General features: G+C 56.0%; 11 protein-coding genes. 2 read left to right on the forward strand and 9 right to left on the reverse strand.

Annotated elements, in window-relative coordinates; genetic code table 11:
• Positions 1 to 11: 11 nt before the first annotated feature.
• Entirely contained in the window at positions 12 to 2,003 is a 1,992-nt protein-coding gene (locus tag DESAC_RS08790; RefSeq protein ID WP_013706713.1) for a ribonuclease catalytic domain-containing protein, read from the reverse strand.
• A gap of 167 nt (positions 2,004 to 2,170) precedes the next feature.
• Here DESAC_RS08790 and DESAC_RS08795 point away from each other — a divergent pair, with 167 nt between their 5' ends.
• Both DESAC_RS08795 and DESAC_RS08800 read left to right on the forward strand, forming a co-directional pair.
• Positions 2,171 to 2,917: a metallophosphoesterase family protein gene (locus tag DESAC_RS08795; RefSeq protein WP_013706714.1), complete on the forward strand. Its 747-nt coding sequence runs from the start codon at positions 2,171 to 2,173 to the stop codon at positions 2,915 to 2,917.
• A 40-nt stretch (positions 2,918 to 2,957) separates the two neighbouring features.
• On the forward strand, positions 2,958 to 3,530 hold the full coding sequence (locus DESAC_RS08800) for a GNAT family N-acetyltransferase (protein ID WP_013706715.1): 573 nt from the start codon (positions 2,958 to 2,960) through the stop codon (positions 3,528 to 3,530).
• Positions 3,531 to 3,551: 21 nt separating this feature from the next.
• Here DESAC_RS08800 and DESAC_RS08805 read toward each other — a convergent pair whose 3' ends face one another.
• From DESAC_RS08805 to nusG, 8 genes are all read right to left on the reverse strand, one after another.
• Positions 3,552 to 5,777 (reverse strand): GumC family protein, encoded by a 2,226-nt coding sequence (locus DESAC_RS08805; RefSeq protein ID WP_013706716.1) that lies wholly within the window; start codon positions 5,775 to 5,777, stop codon positions 3,552 to 3,554.
• Positions 5,778 to 5,784: 7 nt separating this feature from the next.
• Entirely contained in the window at positions 5,785 to 6,645 is an 861-nt protein-coding gene (locus tag DESAC_RS08810; protein ID WP_169311523.1) for a polysaccharide biosynthesis/export family protein, read from the reverse strand.
• Positions 6,646 to 6,723: 78 nt separating this feature from the next.
• Entirely contained in the window at positions 6,724 to 8,748 is a 2,025-nt protein-coding gene (locus DESAC_RS08815) for an O-antigen ligase family protein (RefSeq protein ID WP_041283891.1), read from the reverse strand.
• A 4-nt stretch (positions 8,749 to 8,752) separates the two neighbouring features.
• Positions 8,753 to 10,309 carry a hypothetical protein gene (locus DESAC_RS08820; protein WP_013706719.1) on the reverse strand — a complete coding sequence of 519 codons (1,557 nt, stop codon included), beginning with the start codon at positions 10,307 to 10,309 and terminating at the stop codon, positions 8,753 to 8,755.
• Between the two features lie 104 nt (positions 10,310 to 10,413).
• The gene (locus tag DESAC_RS08825) at positions 10,414 to 11,853 is read right to left on the reverse strand and encodes an outer membrane beta-barrel protein (protein WP_013706720.1); all 1,440 of its coding nucleotides are present in this window, start codon (positions 11,851 to 11,853) and stop codon (positions 10,414 to 10,416) included.
• A gap of 34 nt (positions 11,854 to 11,887) precedes the next feature.
• Positions 11,888 to 12,373 (reverse strand): hypothetical protein, encoded by a 486-nt coding sequence (locus tag DESAC_RS08830; protein ID WP_013706721.1) that lies wholly within the window; start codon positions 12,371 to 12,373, stop codon positions 11,888 to 11,890.
• A 289-nt stretch (positions 12,374 to 12,662) separates the two neighbouring features.
• Positions 12,663 to 14,096, reverse strand: coding sequence for a tetratricopeptide repeat-containing S1 family peptidase (locus tag DESAC_RS08835; RefSeq protein ID WP_013706722.1), 1,434 nt, complete (start codon positions 14,094 to 14,096; stop codon positions 12,663 to 12,665).
• A 126-nt stretch (positions 14,097 to 14,222) separates the two neighbouring features.
• The gene (gene nusG, locus DESAC_RS08840) at positions 14,223 to 14,795 is read right to left on the reverse strand and encodes a transcription termination/antitermination protein NusG (protein ID WP_013706723.1); all 573 of its coding nucleotides are present in this window, start codon (positions 14,793 to 14,795) and stop codon (positions 14,223 to 14,225) included.
• Positions 14,796 to 15,016 lie beyond the last annotated feature (221 nt).

A 15,016-nucleotide genomic window follows, 5' to 3' on the forward strand; every position in this document is an offset into this window, starting at 1 on the left:
TTATTGCTGCTTTAAGCCAGACTGACTTTTAAAACATCCTCCTGGGGAACGACCCGATCAATCCGGGCAAAAATAGTCTCACCGGGTTGAAACTGATGACCGGAAGGAGCAGGCATCTCGGATTCCAGCAAGATATCGAGAAAGAGCAGCCGATAACGATTAGGGTGTTTCTCCAGAATCAGGGCGGAAAACTTCTGGCCGACGTGCTGGCTTAAGAATTTTAAAAGCCAATAGCGCAGCCGCCGCGTCTTGAGCAGAGCCGCCCGACGCAGGGTGGGCTCCAGGAGAGTAAGCAGCCCTTCCAGTGCTTCCCGAGTATAAGGGGTCGGTTGATTGCACAAGGCCGCAAACAGTTGTCGGTGAATGATCAGATCCAGATAACGGCGGATAGGGGAGCTGATCGTGGTGTACACCGGCAATCCCAGTCCCCAGTGGGGCTGGGGTTCCAGATCGAGGAGCACCCGGCTTAATCGGCGCCGGTTTTGCCAGAGTTGGAAGAGCGAACCGGTTTCCACCTTTTCAAGCTCTTCCCGAGGTGGCGCCTGGCTGCGGTAAAGGACGGGAACCTTGCGTTCCGCCAGATACTGGGCTCCCAGATAGTTGGCTAGAATCATGGCCTCGGAAACCAATTCATGACTGGGGGTCTCCGTGTCCTCAATTTCGACCCGCACTTCTCCCGAAGCATCTGTCAAAATAGTGACGTCCGGAAACTGCAACTGCACCCCTCCCTGGCTGAGACGGCGTTCCCGCAGGCAGGCAGTCAGCCGGTGTAAGGCGGCCAGCCTCTCGTTCTGGGCCAACAGGTAATCTACCTCATGATAAGTGAAACGCTTGCTGACCTGTACCATGCTCAGAAGGATGGAATAATTCTGAATTTCACCCTCTGCCGTTAGATTCACGAGAAAACTGACGGCCCGCCGGGGATGTTGAGCCAACAGGCTCAGGGTGTTTTCCGATAAGGCCTCCGGCAGCATCGGGATGCGCCGATCCGGCAGGTAGAGGGACGTTCCCCGTTCCAGCGCCGCCTGATCCAGGGGGGTGCCTAAAGGAATGTAGGTAGAGACATCGGTGATGTGGATGCCCAACCGCCAGCCCTCCGGAATCTTTTCCAGACTGAGGGCGTCATCAAAATCACGGGTGCGTTCGCCATCAATGGTAAAAAGCTGCAGCCCGGTAAGATCAACCCGCCAGGGAGCAAAAGGATCCGGGTATGCGGTTTTCTGACAAAGGGCCAGGGCCGCCTCCTGAATTTCAGCGGGAAAATCCTGAGGTGTTTCATACCGATGGAGGTCAAGGTTCTCGTCCGGGCTGAAGACGCCTAACTTTACCAACAGTTTAAAAGGGGTATCGGGTTTAAAGAGTTTGGCTTCCTCCAGATAGGCCTTGCCCAACTCGTAATCCTCGTGGGTTGCACCGTGCACCGCCATATTTTGCAGCACGGTCAGGAGTCGTTCCCGCCAGTGGGGATCGGTGATGTTCCCACTTTCCCAGGCTGCTCTCAGCCATCCGGCGGCGGTTTTCAGCTCCTGGCGCCGTTCCTCTTCACGGCGGTGCTGTTCCTGCAATCCTTCCACTACTTCGGGCGGATGCGGGCTCCAAACATTACCCTTAAATTTAAAGTAGAACCGGTCTTCATACAAAGCTCGGCCCAAAGCCGCAATCTGGTCGGAGGTCACGCCATCACCATACCAGGTACGCGCCAGATCTGCAGCGCTTAAGCCCTCGGTTTCGTTTACCAGCAACTCCCAGAGTTCGAACAGGTTAATGTCTTGTTTCAGAGTCTCCCGTCGGGCGCCAACGGCTCTCAGGCGCTCGACTAATTCATGCCGGGAGAGACTGGCACCGGCTGACCAGGGTGCAGCATGGATTACTCGCTTGCGTGGCAGGTTAACTTCGCGGTTATGCTCGGTGACCACGTGCAATCGCTCCCCGCGGTCATCCGCGACAAAGGCACAGTATATTTTTCTCTCTTCAAAGAACTCAACGATCTGATAATTTTCCATGGATCCCCACGACGGTCATATTTGCCAAATGTATCAAGAACACATTAAAAGTCAAGGGTTCCGCAGACATTCCCGGCTTTGTCATTGCAATCCCCCCTGCCCTTGATATAATCAGGTCATTACCTGACCGGCGGTCTGCTTTGCCGGGGATCCAAAGAGTGTGCAGAATGAAACTGGCCCTGATCTCTGATGTCCACGCCAACCTCGAGGCCTTGGAGGCGGTGCTTCAGTCGATTGATGGCGAAGGAGTGGACCTCATCGTTCATCTGGGCGATCTGGTAGGCTACAATGCTAATCCCAATGAATGCATTGATCTCATCCGCCAGGAACAGATTCTCTGCGTCGCCGGCAACCACGACCGGGCGGTGATCGATATCAATCTGGCCCAGGATTTCAATATCATTGCCTACCAGTCGATTATCTGGTCCGGCGCCCAGTTGACTGCTGAAAATAGAATCTTTCTGCAAGAACTTCCTATTACCCGACTGATCGGGGATCGTTTTCTTGCCTGCCATGGCACTCCGGTCAATCCGGACGCTTATATTTCCTATCTGTTTCAGGGCAAACGGGTCTTTAATATGCTCCGTCGGGAGCTGCAGCCAGTTGTAGTATGCCTCTTCGGTCATACCCACCGGCGGGCGGTATGGCGTCGGGATATCCGGGGCAAGATCGTTCAGCTCCCTATTTCCGAACAGAGAACCTATCTGACCAAAGACAACCTCTACCTGATTAACCCCGGCAGCGTCGGCCAGCCTCGCAATCAAATCCCCCTGGCCTCGTATGCCGTCTTCGATACCGATGAATACTGGCTCCATTTTAAACTGGTTCCTTATAACATCAGGTTTGCCCAAAAAAAAATCTTGGCCGCCAACCTGCCGCCATACCTGGCCGAACGACTGGCTTACGGAGTATGAAGCAGCTTTGCCAACCTAAATATCGGGGAGGAGGTTCATCATGCAGGGGTTTCGCAAAGAGAGCGTGTTGAAAGACGGCACCAAGGTGCTGCTGCGGCCTATGGTCAGCGATGATCGGGATAAACTCCTGGATTTTTTCTCTCGGGTCTCCGAACAGGATCGCCAATTCTTGCGCAACGACGTCCGTGATCCCAAACTGATCGACCATTGGGTGAATAATATCGATCTGAACAAGGTCTTTCCCCTGTTGGCGGAGGTAGAGGGCAAGATCGTCGGCGACGCCACATTGCATATGCGTAAATCGGGCTGGAAGAGACATCTGGGAAATGTTCGCGTTGTGGTCGCCAAAGACTTTCAGCGCCGGGGTCTGGGTAGCCTGTTAATTAATGAGATCGCGGAACTGGCAGGGGAATACGGCCTGGAAAAGCTGGTAGCGGAGATCTATTTCAATGCCCCCGGCGCCCTGAATGCCTTCAAACGGGCCGGGTTCGGGGTGAAGGCGGTTTTTGAAGACCTGGTGAAAGACCTCTATGGCCAGAACGCGGATATGATCGTTATGGTCTGCGACGTCGAGGCCCGCAAAGACCGACTCCGAGACAAGGCGCTGGCCTGATTATCTCCTGAAATTTCCCGCTTAACTCGCCTTTTTCCCTCTCCCCGGGCCGATGCGGTTCTTCAGATAGCCCAACAGGCCGGGGGTGGATGTGGCCTTGCTGCGGCGCTTGGTTTTGACGCCATCCGGGGAAGTATAGTAATAATGGTAGCGGTAATACTGATGATAGTAGTAATAGCCGTTGCGGTGGAGGGGGACGTCGTTGAGCACCGCACCCAGGATCGGGGCCTTGACCTCCTGCAGATCGTTTCGGGCTTCCTGAGCAGCCTTGCGCGGTACGGTCTCGGCCTTGATCACCAGCAGGACGCCTTCGGTCAGGGTTGCCAGAATAGCGGCGTCGGTGACCGATAGCAGGGGCGGTGAATCTATTACTATCTGGGCAAAGCGCTGCCGGGCCTGGGCTAGAAATTCCTGCATGCGGGCCGAGCCCAGAAGCTCCGAGGGGTTGGGCGGCAGCTTGCCGCAGGACGTCACCCAGAGATTCGGCATCGCCGTCCGCTGCACCGGCAATTCCGCCACTTCACCGACCAGGTAGTTGGTCAGTCCCGGCTCCTTCTCCAGTTGAAAGGTCTGATGCTGGCTAGGACGGCGGAGGTCGGCGTCAAGCAGCAGGACGTCGCCCTTGGCATGCGCCATGACCGCGGCCAGGTTGGCGGCGATGAGGCTCTTGCCTTCCATCGGCTGGGCACTGGTCACCAGAACGATCTGCGGGGCCTGGCCGGGAGTGGAAAAGAGGATGCTGGTGCGCAGCCCGCGAAAAGCCTCGGCCGCCAAAGTCTGTTTCTCCTGGTGCACGACCACCTCCGGCACTTCCTCGGGGGCGCCGCTAAACTCCAGGTGCGGAATCAGGGCCAGATTGGGGACCTCCAGCCAGGCCTCGATCTCCTCCGGGGTCTTGAGGGTGGTGTCCAGGCTTTCAAGCCCGAAAGCCGCGGCGCAGCCCAAAAAGGCCCCTAGAAACAGGGCCAGGGCCAGATTGCGGACCTTTTTCGGCTTTACCGGCTTATCCGGCACGGCGGCCGGATAGACAATATGAATATTGGTGGACGGGAGATTGCCGGTGGCGGTGGTCTCCTTCAAGCTCTTCATCATATTTTCGTAGAGCGCCCGGTTGGTCTCCACATCCCGGAGCAGCACCCGGTATTGGATGGCTCGCTCCCCCAAATCCTGCGTGGCGTCTTTATGCGTCTCCATGGCCTGCTTCAGGTTTTCTTCCTGATTTTTTGCCATGTTATAGGCGTTTTTAATACTCTGTACGATATAACCGGTTTCGGCCGCGATCTTGCCGCGGGTGGCGGCGATTTCGTGCTGCAACTGGATCATCCGGGGATGTTTTTCGCCGAATTTCTTGCTGAGCTCCGAAATCTGGGCGATGGTTTTGGCTTCCTCCCCCTTGAGAGTCTGAATTAAGGGGTTATTGAGCACTTCCGGGATAGGACGGCCGGCGCTTACTTCCTGGAAACGGGTTTCGGCCTCCAGGCGCCGGGTTTGGGCGGCCACCAACTCGCGATTGAGCTGCTCCAGCTTCTGGGCGGTGATGGTCTCCTTATCTTCAAGAGCTACGATCCCCTGGTCTTTCTTATACTGGTTGAGTTTGCCCTCGGAGTCTTCCAACTTCCGGCGCGCCTCCACTAATTTCTGTTGTAGCCACTGCCCGGCCTCCTGGGAGGCGGCATAGCGCAGGTCCAGGGATTTTTCGATATAGGCCTGGGCCAGGGTGTTGACTACCCGCGCTGCCAACTCTTTGTCAGGACTGGAAAAGCTGACATCCACCAGCGAGCTGTTGCGGATCGGTTTTACTTCGATTTGGCTCTGAACGGCATTCACCAGATGTTCTTCGGCCTGGCGCTGCTGGGTTTTGTCGGCCTCGGGCGGCAGGTTCTCGAAGATTTTGGCAAATTGCGGATGTTGGGCCAGATGCAGTTTGTCGGCTACTTTCTTGGCCAGGGCCAGGCTTTCGAGCAGCTTGTATTGGGTCTGATAAAACTCCTCGCTCTTCATCTGCGCTGCGGCGGCGTCGCGGGTATCAAAAATCTGCGGCTGCTGCCGTTCGATGAGAAGCTGCACCGTCGCCTGGTAGATAGGAGTGGCAGTAAAGGAATACAATGCCGTGGTCGCGACCAGTACCAGGAAGACACTGAGGACGACCCATCGCCGCCGGATGATGATGCGCAGGTAGTCATGCAGCGTTCGCCCCGGATGCGGGGCGGCTAGATATGTCTCGGAACTCACTAATTCATCAGCCATATGTCACCTAAAACCATGCCTCAGGTACTACTATCGTGTCTCCGGGGCGGATGGGGTCGTCTAACTTGACGGCGATCTTTTCTTTCACCTGCCCATGCTCCCGGATGATATGGGTGCGTTTAGGGGCGGCTTTATCGGTAAAGCCTTCGGCCGTGGTTACCGCCTGCAGGATCGTTAAGCCTTCTTCATACGGATAGCGCCCCGGCTTTTTGACTTCGCCGGTAACAAAATAGACCAGAGCCGGCACATAGATCGTGTCACCGTTTTTGATCTCCACATTATGCCGCGGATCACCGGTCATGGCGCCGGTGAGAGAGACTACCAGCTTATCCTGCGGCTTGGCGTGCTCAGGCAGCAGCGGTTTCTCAGCCTTGGCCCCCTTTGGGGATCGGACAATAATGGCGGTGCCGATGGTGGCCGATTTCCCCCCGCTGCCACCACTGGCCACCCCGCCAGCCAGGGAGATCGCTTCCACCACGGTAATATTTTTTGTCAAAGGGTACGTCCCCGGCCGGGCTACGTTCCCAACGACAAAAAACCTTTGGCTCTTATAGTCGGTGATGGTAATGGAAACATGGGGGTCAATGATATAGCCGTCGCCCAAACGTCGTTGCAATTCATTCTGGAGCTGCGACAGCGTCAGACCTTTGGTCTTGATATGGCCAATAAAAGGGAAGGAAATACTGCCGTCCAAACCGACCCGCAACTTTCGGGTCAGGTCATCATGGTCCCAGACCTTGATCTCAATTTCGTCTTCCGGTCCCAGGACATAATTCTCCTGGGAGGCGGCTACCTCCCCCGTCATTCCTAAGCCGAGGGCCAACCACAAAACTGCTAAGAGACCGGGCCAAAAAATTTTTACTCTCATCAGCAGAAATAATCCTTTCCAACTGAAGTAAATAGTGTCTCCCATCTTAATCCCGAAACTTGAAACTCGGAACTCGATTTATCCCGGCGGCAGGAATTTCCGTAATTTAGGTTCCAACCCAACCGCTTGGTCCAAATGATATGCCGCCCGGTCCTGCAACTCCGCCGGAATCAGCCCGCTATAATACCGTTCGGCCCAATTCAAGGCCGTTCCGAGCCTAAGGTGAAGTAAGCCCGAAGCCGGGAAGAGGACGGTGGCCGCAGCATATTCTTTTAGGGCCTGTGGAAGATAAGGATTCGGCGCAGAGGCGGCGCGCCGCAGATAATATTCCGCCAATTGATAGCGGTACTGCCACTCGGCCGGGGCTCCGTGTATCGCCTTTTTGAGAAGCACCTCGAGGTCGCCGAACGATCCACTTTCGCTTCCGGTCTGTTTTCCTAAAAAAACCGCTATTCTGCTATAATAGCGGCTATTAGCAGGGTTGTCAAGCAAGGCCTGACGGTCATCCTCCGCACTCCTCGCCGCTACCGGCCGCCGCGTGGAATCAGGCTCGCTCGGAGCCGTGCTTTCGGCCCGCCACCAGTGCCAGGCCCAGACAGTAAGAGCGGATTGGCAGAGTAAAACGGCCAACAGAAGAATTACTAGCACCTTGGGGCGGCGCGCCAGAGCCGCCCTCGGGTAGGAAAAATACCCTAGCGGTTGGTGTTGCTGCAGCAGGAGATATATTACTGCCGCCAAGGCGGCATACGTCAAAGTAAAGGCTGTAATATGGAAAGGAAATTCTCCCAGGCCATGGAAGGCCCCGCCTGCCAGGGCTCCGAGACCGCCCAAACCCAGACTCCGCACATACTGATCGCGGCGCTGGCGCCACTTCCTGACCATCCGGAGGTAGAAAACCAACCAGGCGCCACCCACCAGGATAAAACCGACCGTTCCGCCTTCGGCCAGCAACTGCAGCCAATCGCTGTGAGCGTCCAGAAAACGCGCCTCTTTAAGCTCCACGGGCTGATATCGATAAAAGACCTCGCCAAAAGTTCCTAGCCCCGATCCCAACAATGGAAAATCCCGCCAGAGCGCCAAGGCCCCCTGATAGGCGGCATACCGCCCTTTATCGGTAAGATCCTGAAATCTTGCCAGATACGGCAGGCTGCCGAGAAACAGGCTATAGATCAAGGCCGCAGCCAGGAAAAAGCCGATCAGATAGAAATGTCCCCTTACTGCCTGTCGGCTCTGATGCAGCAGCCCCATGATCCCAAACCCGATTAACAGCGAGATCATCCCGCCGCGCGAGCCGGTAAAAATCAAGGCCGTAGTGAGGATCAACACTACAAAGAGCCAGGCGTGGCGCTGTAGCCAGGGCTCCAGGTATTCGGACCGGGACCACCGCTGCACCCGGGCCCATCCCCTCAGATTCTCCGGTGGTCGTGGACCCTCCTGGCGCTGGGCCAAGAACTGTCCGAAACCGAGCAGGACGGCAAGCGTCAGATACGCCGCCAGATGATCACTGTTGATAAAGGTGCCGCACAGCCGGAAGCCGGTATAGGGATTCCGCCAACCCCAGATTGTGTTCTGGCGCAGTTGGCCAAAGCCATACAACGCCTCAAACAGGGCCACCCCTAAGATAAGCCAGAAGAATAATCGGAGCTGAGTGCGGCTGCGCCCGGTATAAACGAGCAGGTAGAATATGGTTGCCGCCGGCCAGAGTTTCAGCGCCTCCAGGCCGCTGGCATAGGGGTTGAGTGAAAAAGGCAGGGCATCGGCCAAGCCGTAGCCATTCCCCAGAGACCGCAGCCGGAGTGCCGTCGGTGAAAAGTACTGCAAGACCTCTGCCGGCCAGGGATAAACGTGCAGGACAACCAGCCCGGCCATACCCAAAGCCGCCCACCAGAGCGGTGGCCGCGGCCAGTTCAGGGCGGCATAGGGAGTTGTCCAAAGGGTGTAGATTCCCTGGAGGAGTACAAAGGCGCTCAGCAGTCCGAGGCTGATACCGAGAGTATAGTAGGCCCAGGGATGGACCGCCCCATATGCCAGGGGTGCCAGGGCAGCCAGGACCGTCGCGCTTCCCCAGATAAGCCAGCTACCGCTGGCCAGAACTCGGCTCACGGGATTAAGTGCTCTGCTGATAGCGGTAGACTCGGACCTCATACGGCCCTAAATTTTCTCGAATATCGCCCTGTAGGGTAACGGTCTTAATCGGCAGCCAGAAATCCTGGAGCCAGGCAACCTGAGGGGGAAAACCGGCCAACCGGAAACTGACGGGTTGGTCGAGGACGTTAACCAGAATGAGCAGCCGGTCGCCGTTCTTCTTTTTCCAGGCATAATGAACCGCCGGTCGCCCGCGGTAATCCGTCTGATAAGGTGGAAGCATTTCCAGGGTGAACGGACTGCGGGTGTTGGGAACCGCCAACCAGGCCTGCAGGTCCCGCAACTGTCCGACAATCCGGGTAAGTCCGGTCCAGGCTTCCGGCGAGGACCGAGCCTCGGGATACGAGAAGTAAAAGACTCCGTGCGCCCCATGCACCAGTGCCAGATAAGTCAGGACCCGCATTTCCATATAGGTGGGACGCCGGGCCCAGCCATCTTTGACGTACCTACCTCCCCCGAAGGCCTGCACCACTGCCCAGAGGCGTTGCCGGGAAACGTGCTGCGCCGCCTCCTCTATGCAATCGGCCATCCAGGTCAGGGGCATCGACGGCACCGGATAGGGATCCAGGAGAAAAACGTCGGCTCCCCGCCGATATTCTGCTACCATCTGCGGCCGCAACATGGCCACCGCGGTTAACACGTCGGGACTGTCCTGGCGAAGCTGCTGTTTCAGGTTAACCAGTGACTCAGGGCTGATTGATCGGCCTTCAGGCTCATCTTCTATATAAAAACCCAATAAATCCGGTAGATTGCCCAGCTCCCGGCTCAAGTCCGGTTCGTAGCAGCGGAAATTGGGGAGAATCTTCAATCCAAAGCGCCGGACTGCCTCCGCCATCTGCCGCAGGTGCCCCGGCTCGGAGTTATAACTCTGTACCGCATTGAAGCCTGCCGCCTTCAACTCCGGCAGGTTTTCTAAGGTAGCCCCAAAGATACCCACCGGGAAAGTTTCCGGCCGACGGAAAGGGGTGTTACTCTCGGCAACCGGAGGCCGCACCCTCCTCAGCCGCGGAGCCCCGAAGGCCAACACTTCCGGATGGGGGTTGTCAAACACCAGGGTCGTGCGCCCCCGGCAGGCGCCGGAATTAATCCTCAACCACAGCGGCTGCACCCGCCTCCAGGAGAAATGTTGATTGCACACCCGGCGCTGGCCGAAAACCTCGACCTCCAGATAAACACCGTTGACAAAGTTTGGCCGGTAAGCCAAAAACTCGAGAAGATAATCGGTGTGCGGCCGGATGCCGGCCAACTCGGTGACTACGCGCCCCCCGCGATCTCCTCCCCCTATGAGGGCCAAAAACTTTCCCTGTTGGCCCTCCACTTGGCAGAGATATACCTGGCTTGGGGAGGCCCCTGGCGTTGCCTTGACCTGGCGCCGCCAACTGCGAGGCATTCCACTGGCCGGGTCTACCGCCTCAAAACCCGGATTGCGGATCAGATTGGGGCATGTCCCTGCCCCCTGAACGGCCGTGGGCAGACAGAGCTGCCAGGCTGCCAGTATCCAAACAAACCATTTTATCAAGCGAATAGTAATAATGTGTGAAACGCCTGCAAATTATCAGCCGGTAGGGCGGGAAGGCGAAGCGCATCCCGCCGTTAAGCCCGTGCGGTTGTCGTTTCTCAATATCAGAAAGAAGACTGTAGACCAACCAACATCCGATGTTCGTTGTAAGTATAATTGCTGAGGTTGGAACTCCGATCAATATATTGATAATCCAACCGCGCCCGCAGCCAACTGGTGATTGGCCGGCTAATGCCGCCCCCGAAGGAAAAGATGTCATCCAATCGATTGATAAACTGTCCGGTTCCGGTATCGAAGATCGTACCGAGATAATCGTTTCTGGTATAAGCAAACGCCAGATAGACTGCCGCCCGGATGAAGTGCCAATCATGGTTCCAGGAGGCATAGATGCCGGTATTCCGGTAGGCGTTGTTGTTGCCCAGGTCAATATCTTCCTGAATGGAGTGCTGTCCGGTTAAGGTAAAGGTGGTAAATCTGCTGTAGCGATACAGCGTCTGTAGACTCATGGCCCAGGAGTCAGGCGAATCATCCCGACCCACCACGTCCTGGTCAAATTTCTTCATAGTGTAACCGAATTTCACCGTACCGCTCAATTTGGCCGTCGGGTCCCAAGTCAGGCCGAGGAGAGGCGTATGGCTCATATTATCGCCCCGAGGCTCGTAAGGATACTCTCGGGAGGTAATGATATATTGCACCAGGGCGGCGGTTTTGGGCCAAAATTTATAGTACAGGGTCATCCCGCCGATATGTTCCCGGTATTCATTTCGACGATCCTGGATATCGGCGAAATCCAGACAGTCATACTCGTAGGAGCCTTGAAACTTCCACTTGTCGGCAAAGGCGTAGGTACCCGTAAAATAGGGGTTAATCCGGTCATAATTGCGCTTGCGGGAAGTACTGACGTTCCGCTCTTCGGTGGCCGACCGGTAGGTGTTGCCGAAGCGCAGCGATAGGTTGTTGCGGAAATTCACCACGGCGTCGGCATTGACGTTATGATCATAATGGCTCTGATCGCTGTTCTCCGAGTATATATAGTAATTGCCCAGATAGCCGACCGAGACCTTGTGGCGGCTTAATATCGGCAGTTCGAAGCGTATGCCGGGATTAAGGCAGTTGACAAAATCAGATTGTTTGTTATTGGAGGTCTGGTAGATGTTGCTGCGATAGATGCCGTCGTACTCAAAATACGGTGCGACAATCACCGGTCCCAGACGGTGGGCCTTCCATCCCCGGAGCAGGGTGTCATAGGCGGCCGGATAGCCATACGGCGCCATCACCCCGGTTATCGGCCCTACTTCAGACAATGTGCCATAGGGGCTGGGCGGCAGCAGACCGGGAAAATAACCCGGTTCCTCCGGCAAGAGCGGCGGCTTCTCCTCTTCTTCCTCGGGAAGCGCCACTTTTTCGGCCTCCTCCGCCGCCGTAGACGGCGGGGTTGCGGCCTTTTCTTTTTCCTGACCGAAGGCCGTCCCGATTAGCAAAACCATGAACATTAAGGTTACCAATCCACCGAGCCCTGCCAAACTTCCCCGGCGGTTTTCCATGATCGTCTCCCCCTTAATCTAAAGGCAACTGTGATTACCGGGCCGGACTGACAGCTCCTCCGCCACCACCGCCCAGGAAGGAAGGAGTGCCACTAGGAGGTGGCGGCGGTGGGGTTGGGGCTGAGTAAGTATAATCATCGGCCCCCGGATATCCCATGTTGGCCAGGGCCTGCCTGACTTCTGCTAATTTGGCGCCGGCCGCCATAGCCGCATTCGCAGCCTGCTCCATACCGATTCCGGCCTGTACCGCCGCCGCCATGAGATCTGCGGCGCCTACCCCGCGCTCCATGCAGGCCTTGAAGATCCTTGCCAAGTCAAGCTTGAGGGCTACCGCGGCTTTCACGATATCCTGATATTTAGCGCCAGCCTCTAAAGCCTGGGCGACAATCGCCTCGATTGTCATCCCAGTTCCCAAGGCGTTTTGGATGACCTGCTCCATCGGCAGACCGGCGGCGATATCCCCCGCCACCGTGGCGCTGGCTGGAACGCTCAGCAAAAGCAGGCTCAACAGTACGAGCAAAACCGCTGTTCTCCTCACAAGGTTTGACAACGCCATAACCAAATCCCCCTCTCGATGCTCGATAATGGTTGTCATCAAAACACAGGTTCCCATGATCACAGTAATACATCGGTAGCACAGGTCTTCCAACCTGTGTAGTTTCAAGAATACATCGGTAGCACAGGTTTTCTCACCTGTGCAAAATTTATTTCCTTGCTATGGGTGCATCTTGGATGCGCTTTAAACAACCTAGGCCATTTTACAAATGTATTCAGACTTAAGTCAAATGATATTTCTGCGATTCTGCGATTCAATGCTGATTTTCCAACAAGGCCGCCAGACGCGGGGCCAGGGCTGAGTGTTGCCGCCGCAGCTTCCAATATTCTTCCCAGGCTGCCGCCTGTCGCCAGGAAAAGTGATAGGCCAGAGCCAGGTGGTAACGGATGTGAGTCTGCTCCGGCTGTTGTGCTACCGCCTGTTCCAAGAGAGGAATCGCTTCCTCCGGCCGCCCCAATTTTACTAGCAGTTTGCCGCGCTCCACGAGGGCCGGCAGATAATTCGGTCGCAGTGATAAGGCGTGACCAAAGGCCTCTTGGGCCTCTTCCCAACGCTGCTCAGTCAGGTATATCTGTCCCAGCCGCCACCACTTCTCGAGGGCTTGCGGGAAGTCATCCGGCACCTGCTGCAGGAATTCTTTGGCTGTTGCCAACTTACCGCCGCGGTAGGCCAACAGTCCGAGATGCAGCCAGGGCTCACGCATGTCCGGGGCCAATTCTTTGGCCCGATGATAGGCAGTCGCAGCCTCGGTCAACAGTCCGGATTCCTCCTGGGCGCGCCCCAGCCAGAAATAGGCCAAGGCATAGCCCGGCTCCCACTTTAAGGCCTTCTGGCAATCAAGAATCGCACCGATATTATCTTTTAAATGCTGTCGGGCCACGCCCCGTCCTAATGCTGCTTCGGGGAGGACGGCCTCGTTCTTCAGGGCGGCGTCGAAGTGCTCCCCGGCTTTGCTCCAATCTTCCCTTAAACTGGCGGCTACGCCCTCCCAAAAGGCCTGATAGACTTCCGGAGGCAGAGGCGTCGGTGCAGTCGCAGTTATTGATGTTCCTGCTTCCCGGCGTTGAATTTTCTTAGGCAGGTCCTGACTGTTTAGGGCCAGACAGAGCCGCAGGTCGGCAAAATCATGATACATGCCTAAAAGCCGTCCATCTCCCGAAAATACAGGAGTCCCATCCATGATCTGGATATCCCCTGAGGTAATTTTGAGCAGCGTGATCCGGGGAGAGAGGGCCAAGACACCGGTTATCGTACCTTCTGTCAGGGAAGGGCCTTTTCCGGTCAAGACGGCTAAGCCAACCTTTAGCGGTGGACGCCACTTTCCTTGAGCAGGTTGCAGCGGGGACGACACGGCCAAACCTTCGACCTCCAACAGGCATAACCCCTGTAAAAAATCCTGCCAGAGTGGCGGTTTGCTAAGATGCAGGGTGCCGTCCGCCGTTTTAATGACGGCCAGCCCGTCAGCTCCTAGGATGCTGTTACTGCTGAGAACCAGACCATTTTCGAGAATAACTCCCATTCCATGCCGTTGCGGCGTTCCTTCGGCATCCAGGCCTACCACGGTCACTGCCGCAGGCGCCGGAACAGCCGCCGGTGCCGGACACGCCCAGATAGTCGCGCCCCATAAGACCAGCAGCCACCGCGCCAGCCTTAATGAAAGATTTGACCGTTGCCTAAACCACGTCATAATCTAATGAAATGCCATTCTTTTCAAAATCACCCACAAACGATGAAAATCATCTGCCGGTGGCATTGGGTTCTAATATGCCTAAGATAAATTTCTAGGTATAGCCGTCAGCAGGGGGCTTTTAGCTTAATACGGCTCCACCGCATCATCGTCTAATTCAACCGCCATGGATCGCTTGAATAGCTCTACGGTTATGACCAGGCGGCGCTTCCGATGTTTCAGCTCTTTGATAATGCCGACAATCCCCCGTAAAGGACCCTCAACCACCCGAACCTGCTTGCCGCGTTGTACAAACGCATGAGGTCCGCACGGGCGCAAACTCGCCAAAGACTGCCGGATAGATTCGATAACTTCCGGGCATACCGTGGCATAGCCGCCATTGCACCGCAAAATCCGAGCCACTCCAGGCAGCCGGACAATTTCGTGGTACACCACGGGCGTCAACTGCTCCCGGATAAAAAGATATCCCGGAAAGAGGGGAACATTGATCTGCAGCCGCCGATCGCACCGCCGGCTGGGTACAGCAATCCAAGGCAGAAAGGTTTCCCGGCCGCTCCGCTTTAACCGCTGCTCGACCCGAAATTCGTGATGACAGGCCGTATACACTACATACCAGGAAGCCGTCCCATTTCCCGCCGCTCCCCACACGCCGGCCGGGTAGTACGTCTGCTGGTAATTCCCTAGGCTTTCTTGGTACATACCAATCCCCTACAAACTTTGCAGTTATAACAACTTACTTCATATCCTATCTATTATTTTAAAAGACTATTTAATTTATATTAATTGGATAATTTAAAGGCTTTTGCAAAATTCTTGTTATAGGGTTAGGGTAATACTTCAGCTATCTGAGAGAATAGATCAAGGAATGACGGAGGGTGCCCACCCAGCAGCACTACAGCACCGACAGGCCCATCCGTAGT

The sequence above is a fragment of the Desulfobacca acetoxidans DSM 11109 genome (assembly GCF_000195295.1).
Classification (GTDB): Bacteria; Desulfobacterota; Desulfobaccia; order Desulfobaccales; family Desulfobaccaceae; genus Desulfobacca; species Desulfobacca acetoxidans.

Coding starts and splice junctions, on each gene's coding strand:
- DESAC_RS08790 (WP_013706713.1), bottom strand. CDS start 2,003: ATGGAAAATTATCAGATCGTTGAGTTCTTTGAAGAGAGAAAAATATAC.
- DESAC_RS08795 (WP_013706714.1), top strand. CDS start 2,171: ATGAAACTGGCCCTGATCTCTGATGTCCACGCCAACCTCGAGGCCTTG.
- DESAC_RS08800 (WP_013706715.1), top strand. CDS start 2,958: ATGCAGGGGTTTCGCAAAGAGAGCGTGTTGAAAGACGGCACCAAGGTG.
- DESAC_RS08805 (WP_013706716.1), bottom strand. CDS start 5,777: ATGGCTGATGAATTAGTGAGTTCCGAGACATATCTAGCCGCCCCGCAT.
- DESAC_RS08810 (WP_169311523.1), bottom strand. CDS start 6,645: ATGAGAGTAAAAATTTTTTGGCCCGGTCTCTTAGCAGTTTTGTGGTTG.
- DESAC_RS08825 (WP_013706720.1), bottom strand. CDS start 11,853: ATGGAAAACCGCCGGGGAAGTTTGGCAGGGCTCGGTGGATTGGTAACC.
- DESAC_RS08835 (WP_013706722.1), bottom strand. CDS start 14,096: ATGACGTGGTTTAGGCAACGGTCAAATCTTTCATTAAGGCTGGCGCGG.
- nusG (WP_013706723.1), bottom strand. CDS start 14,795: ATGTACCAAGAAAGCCTAGGGAATTACCAGCAGACGTACTACCCGGCC.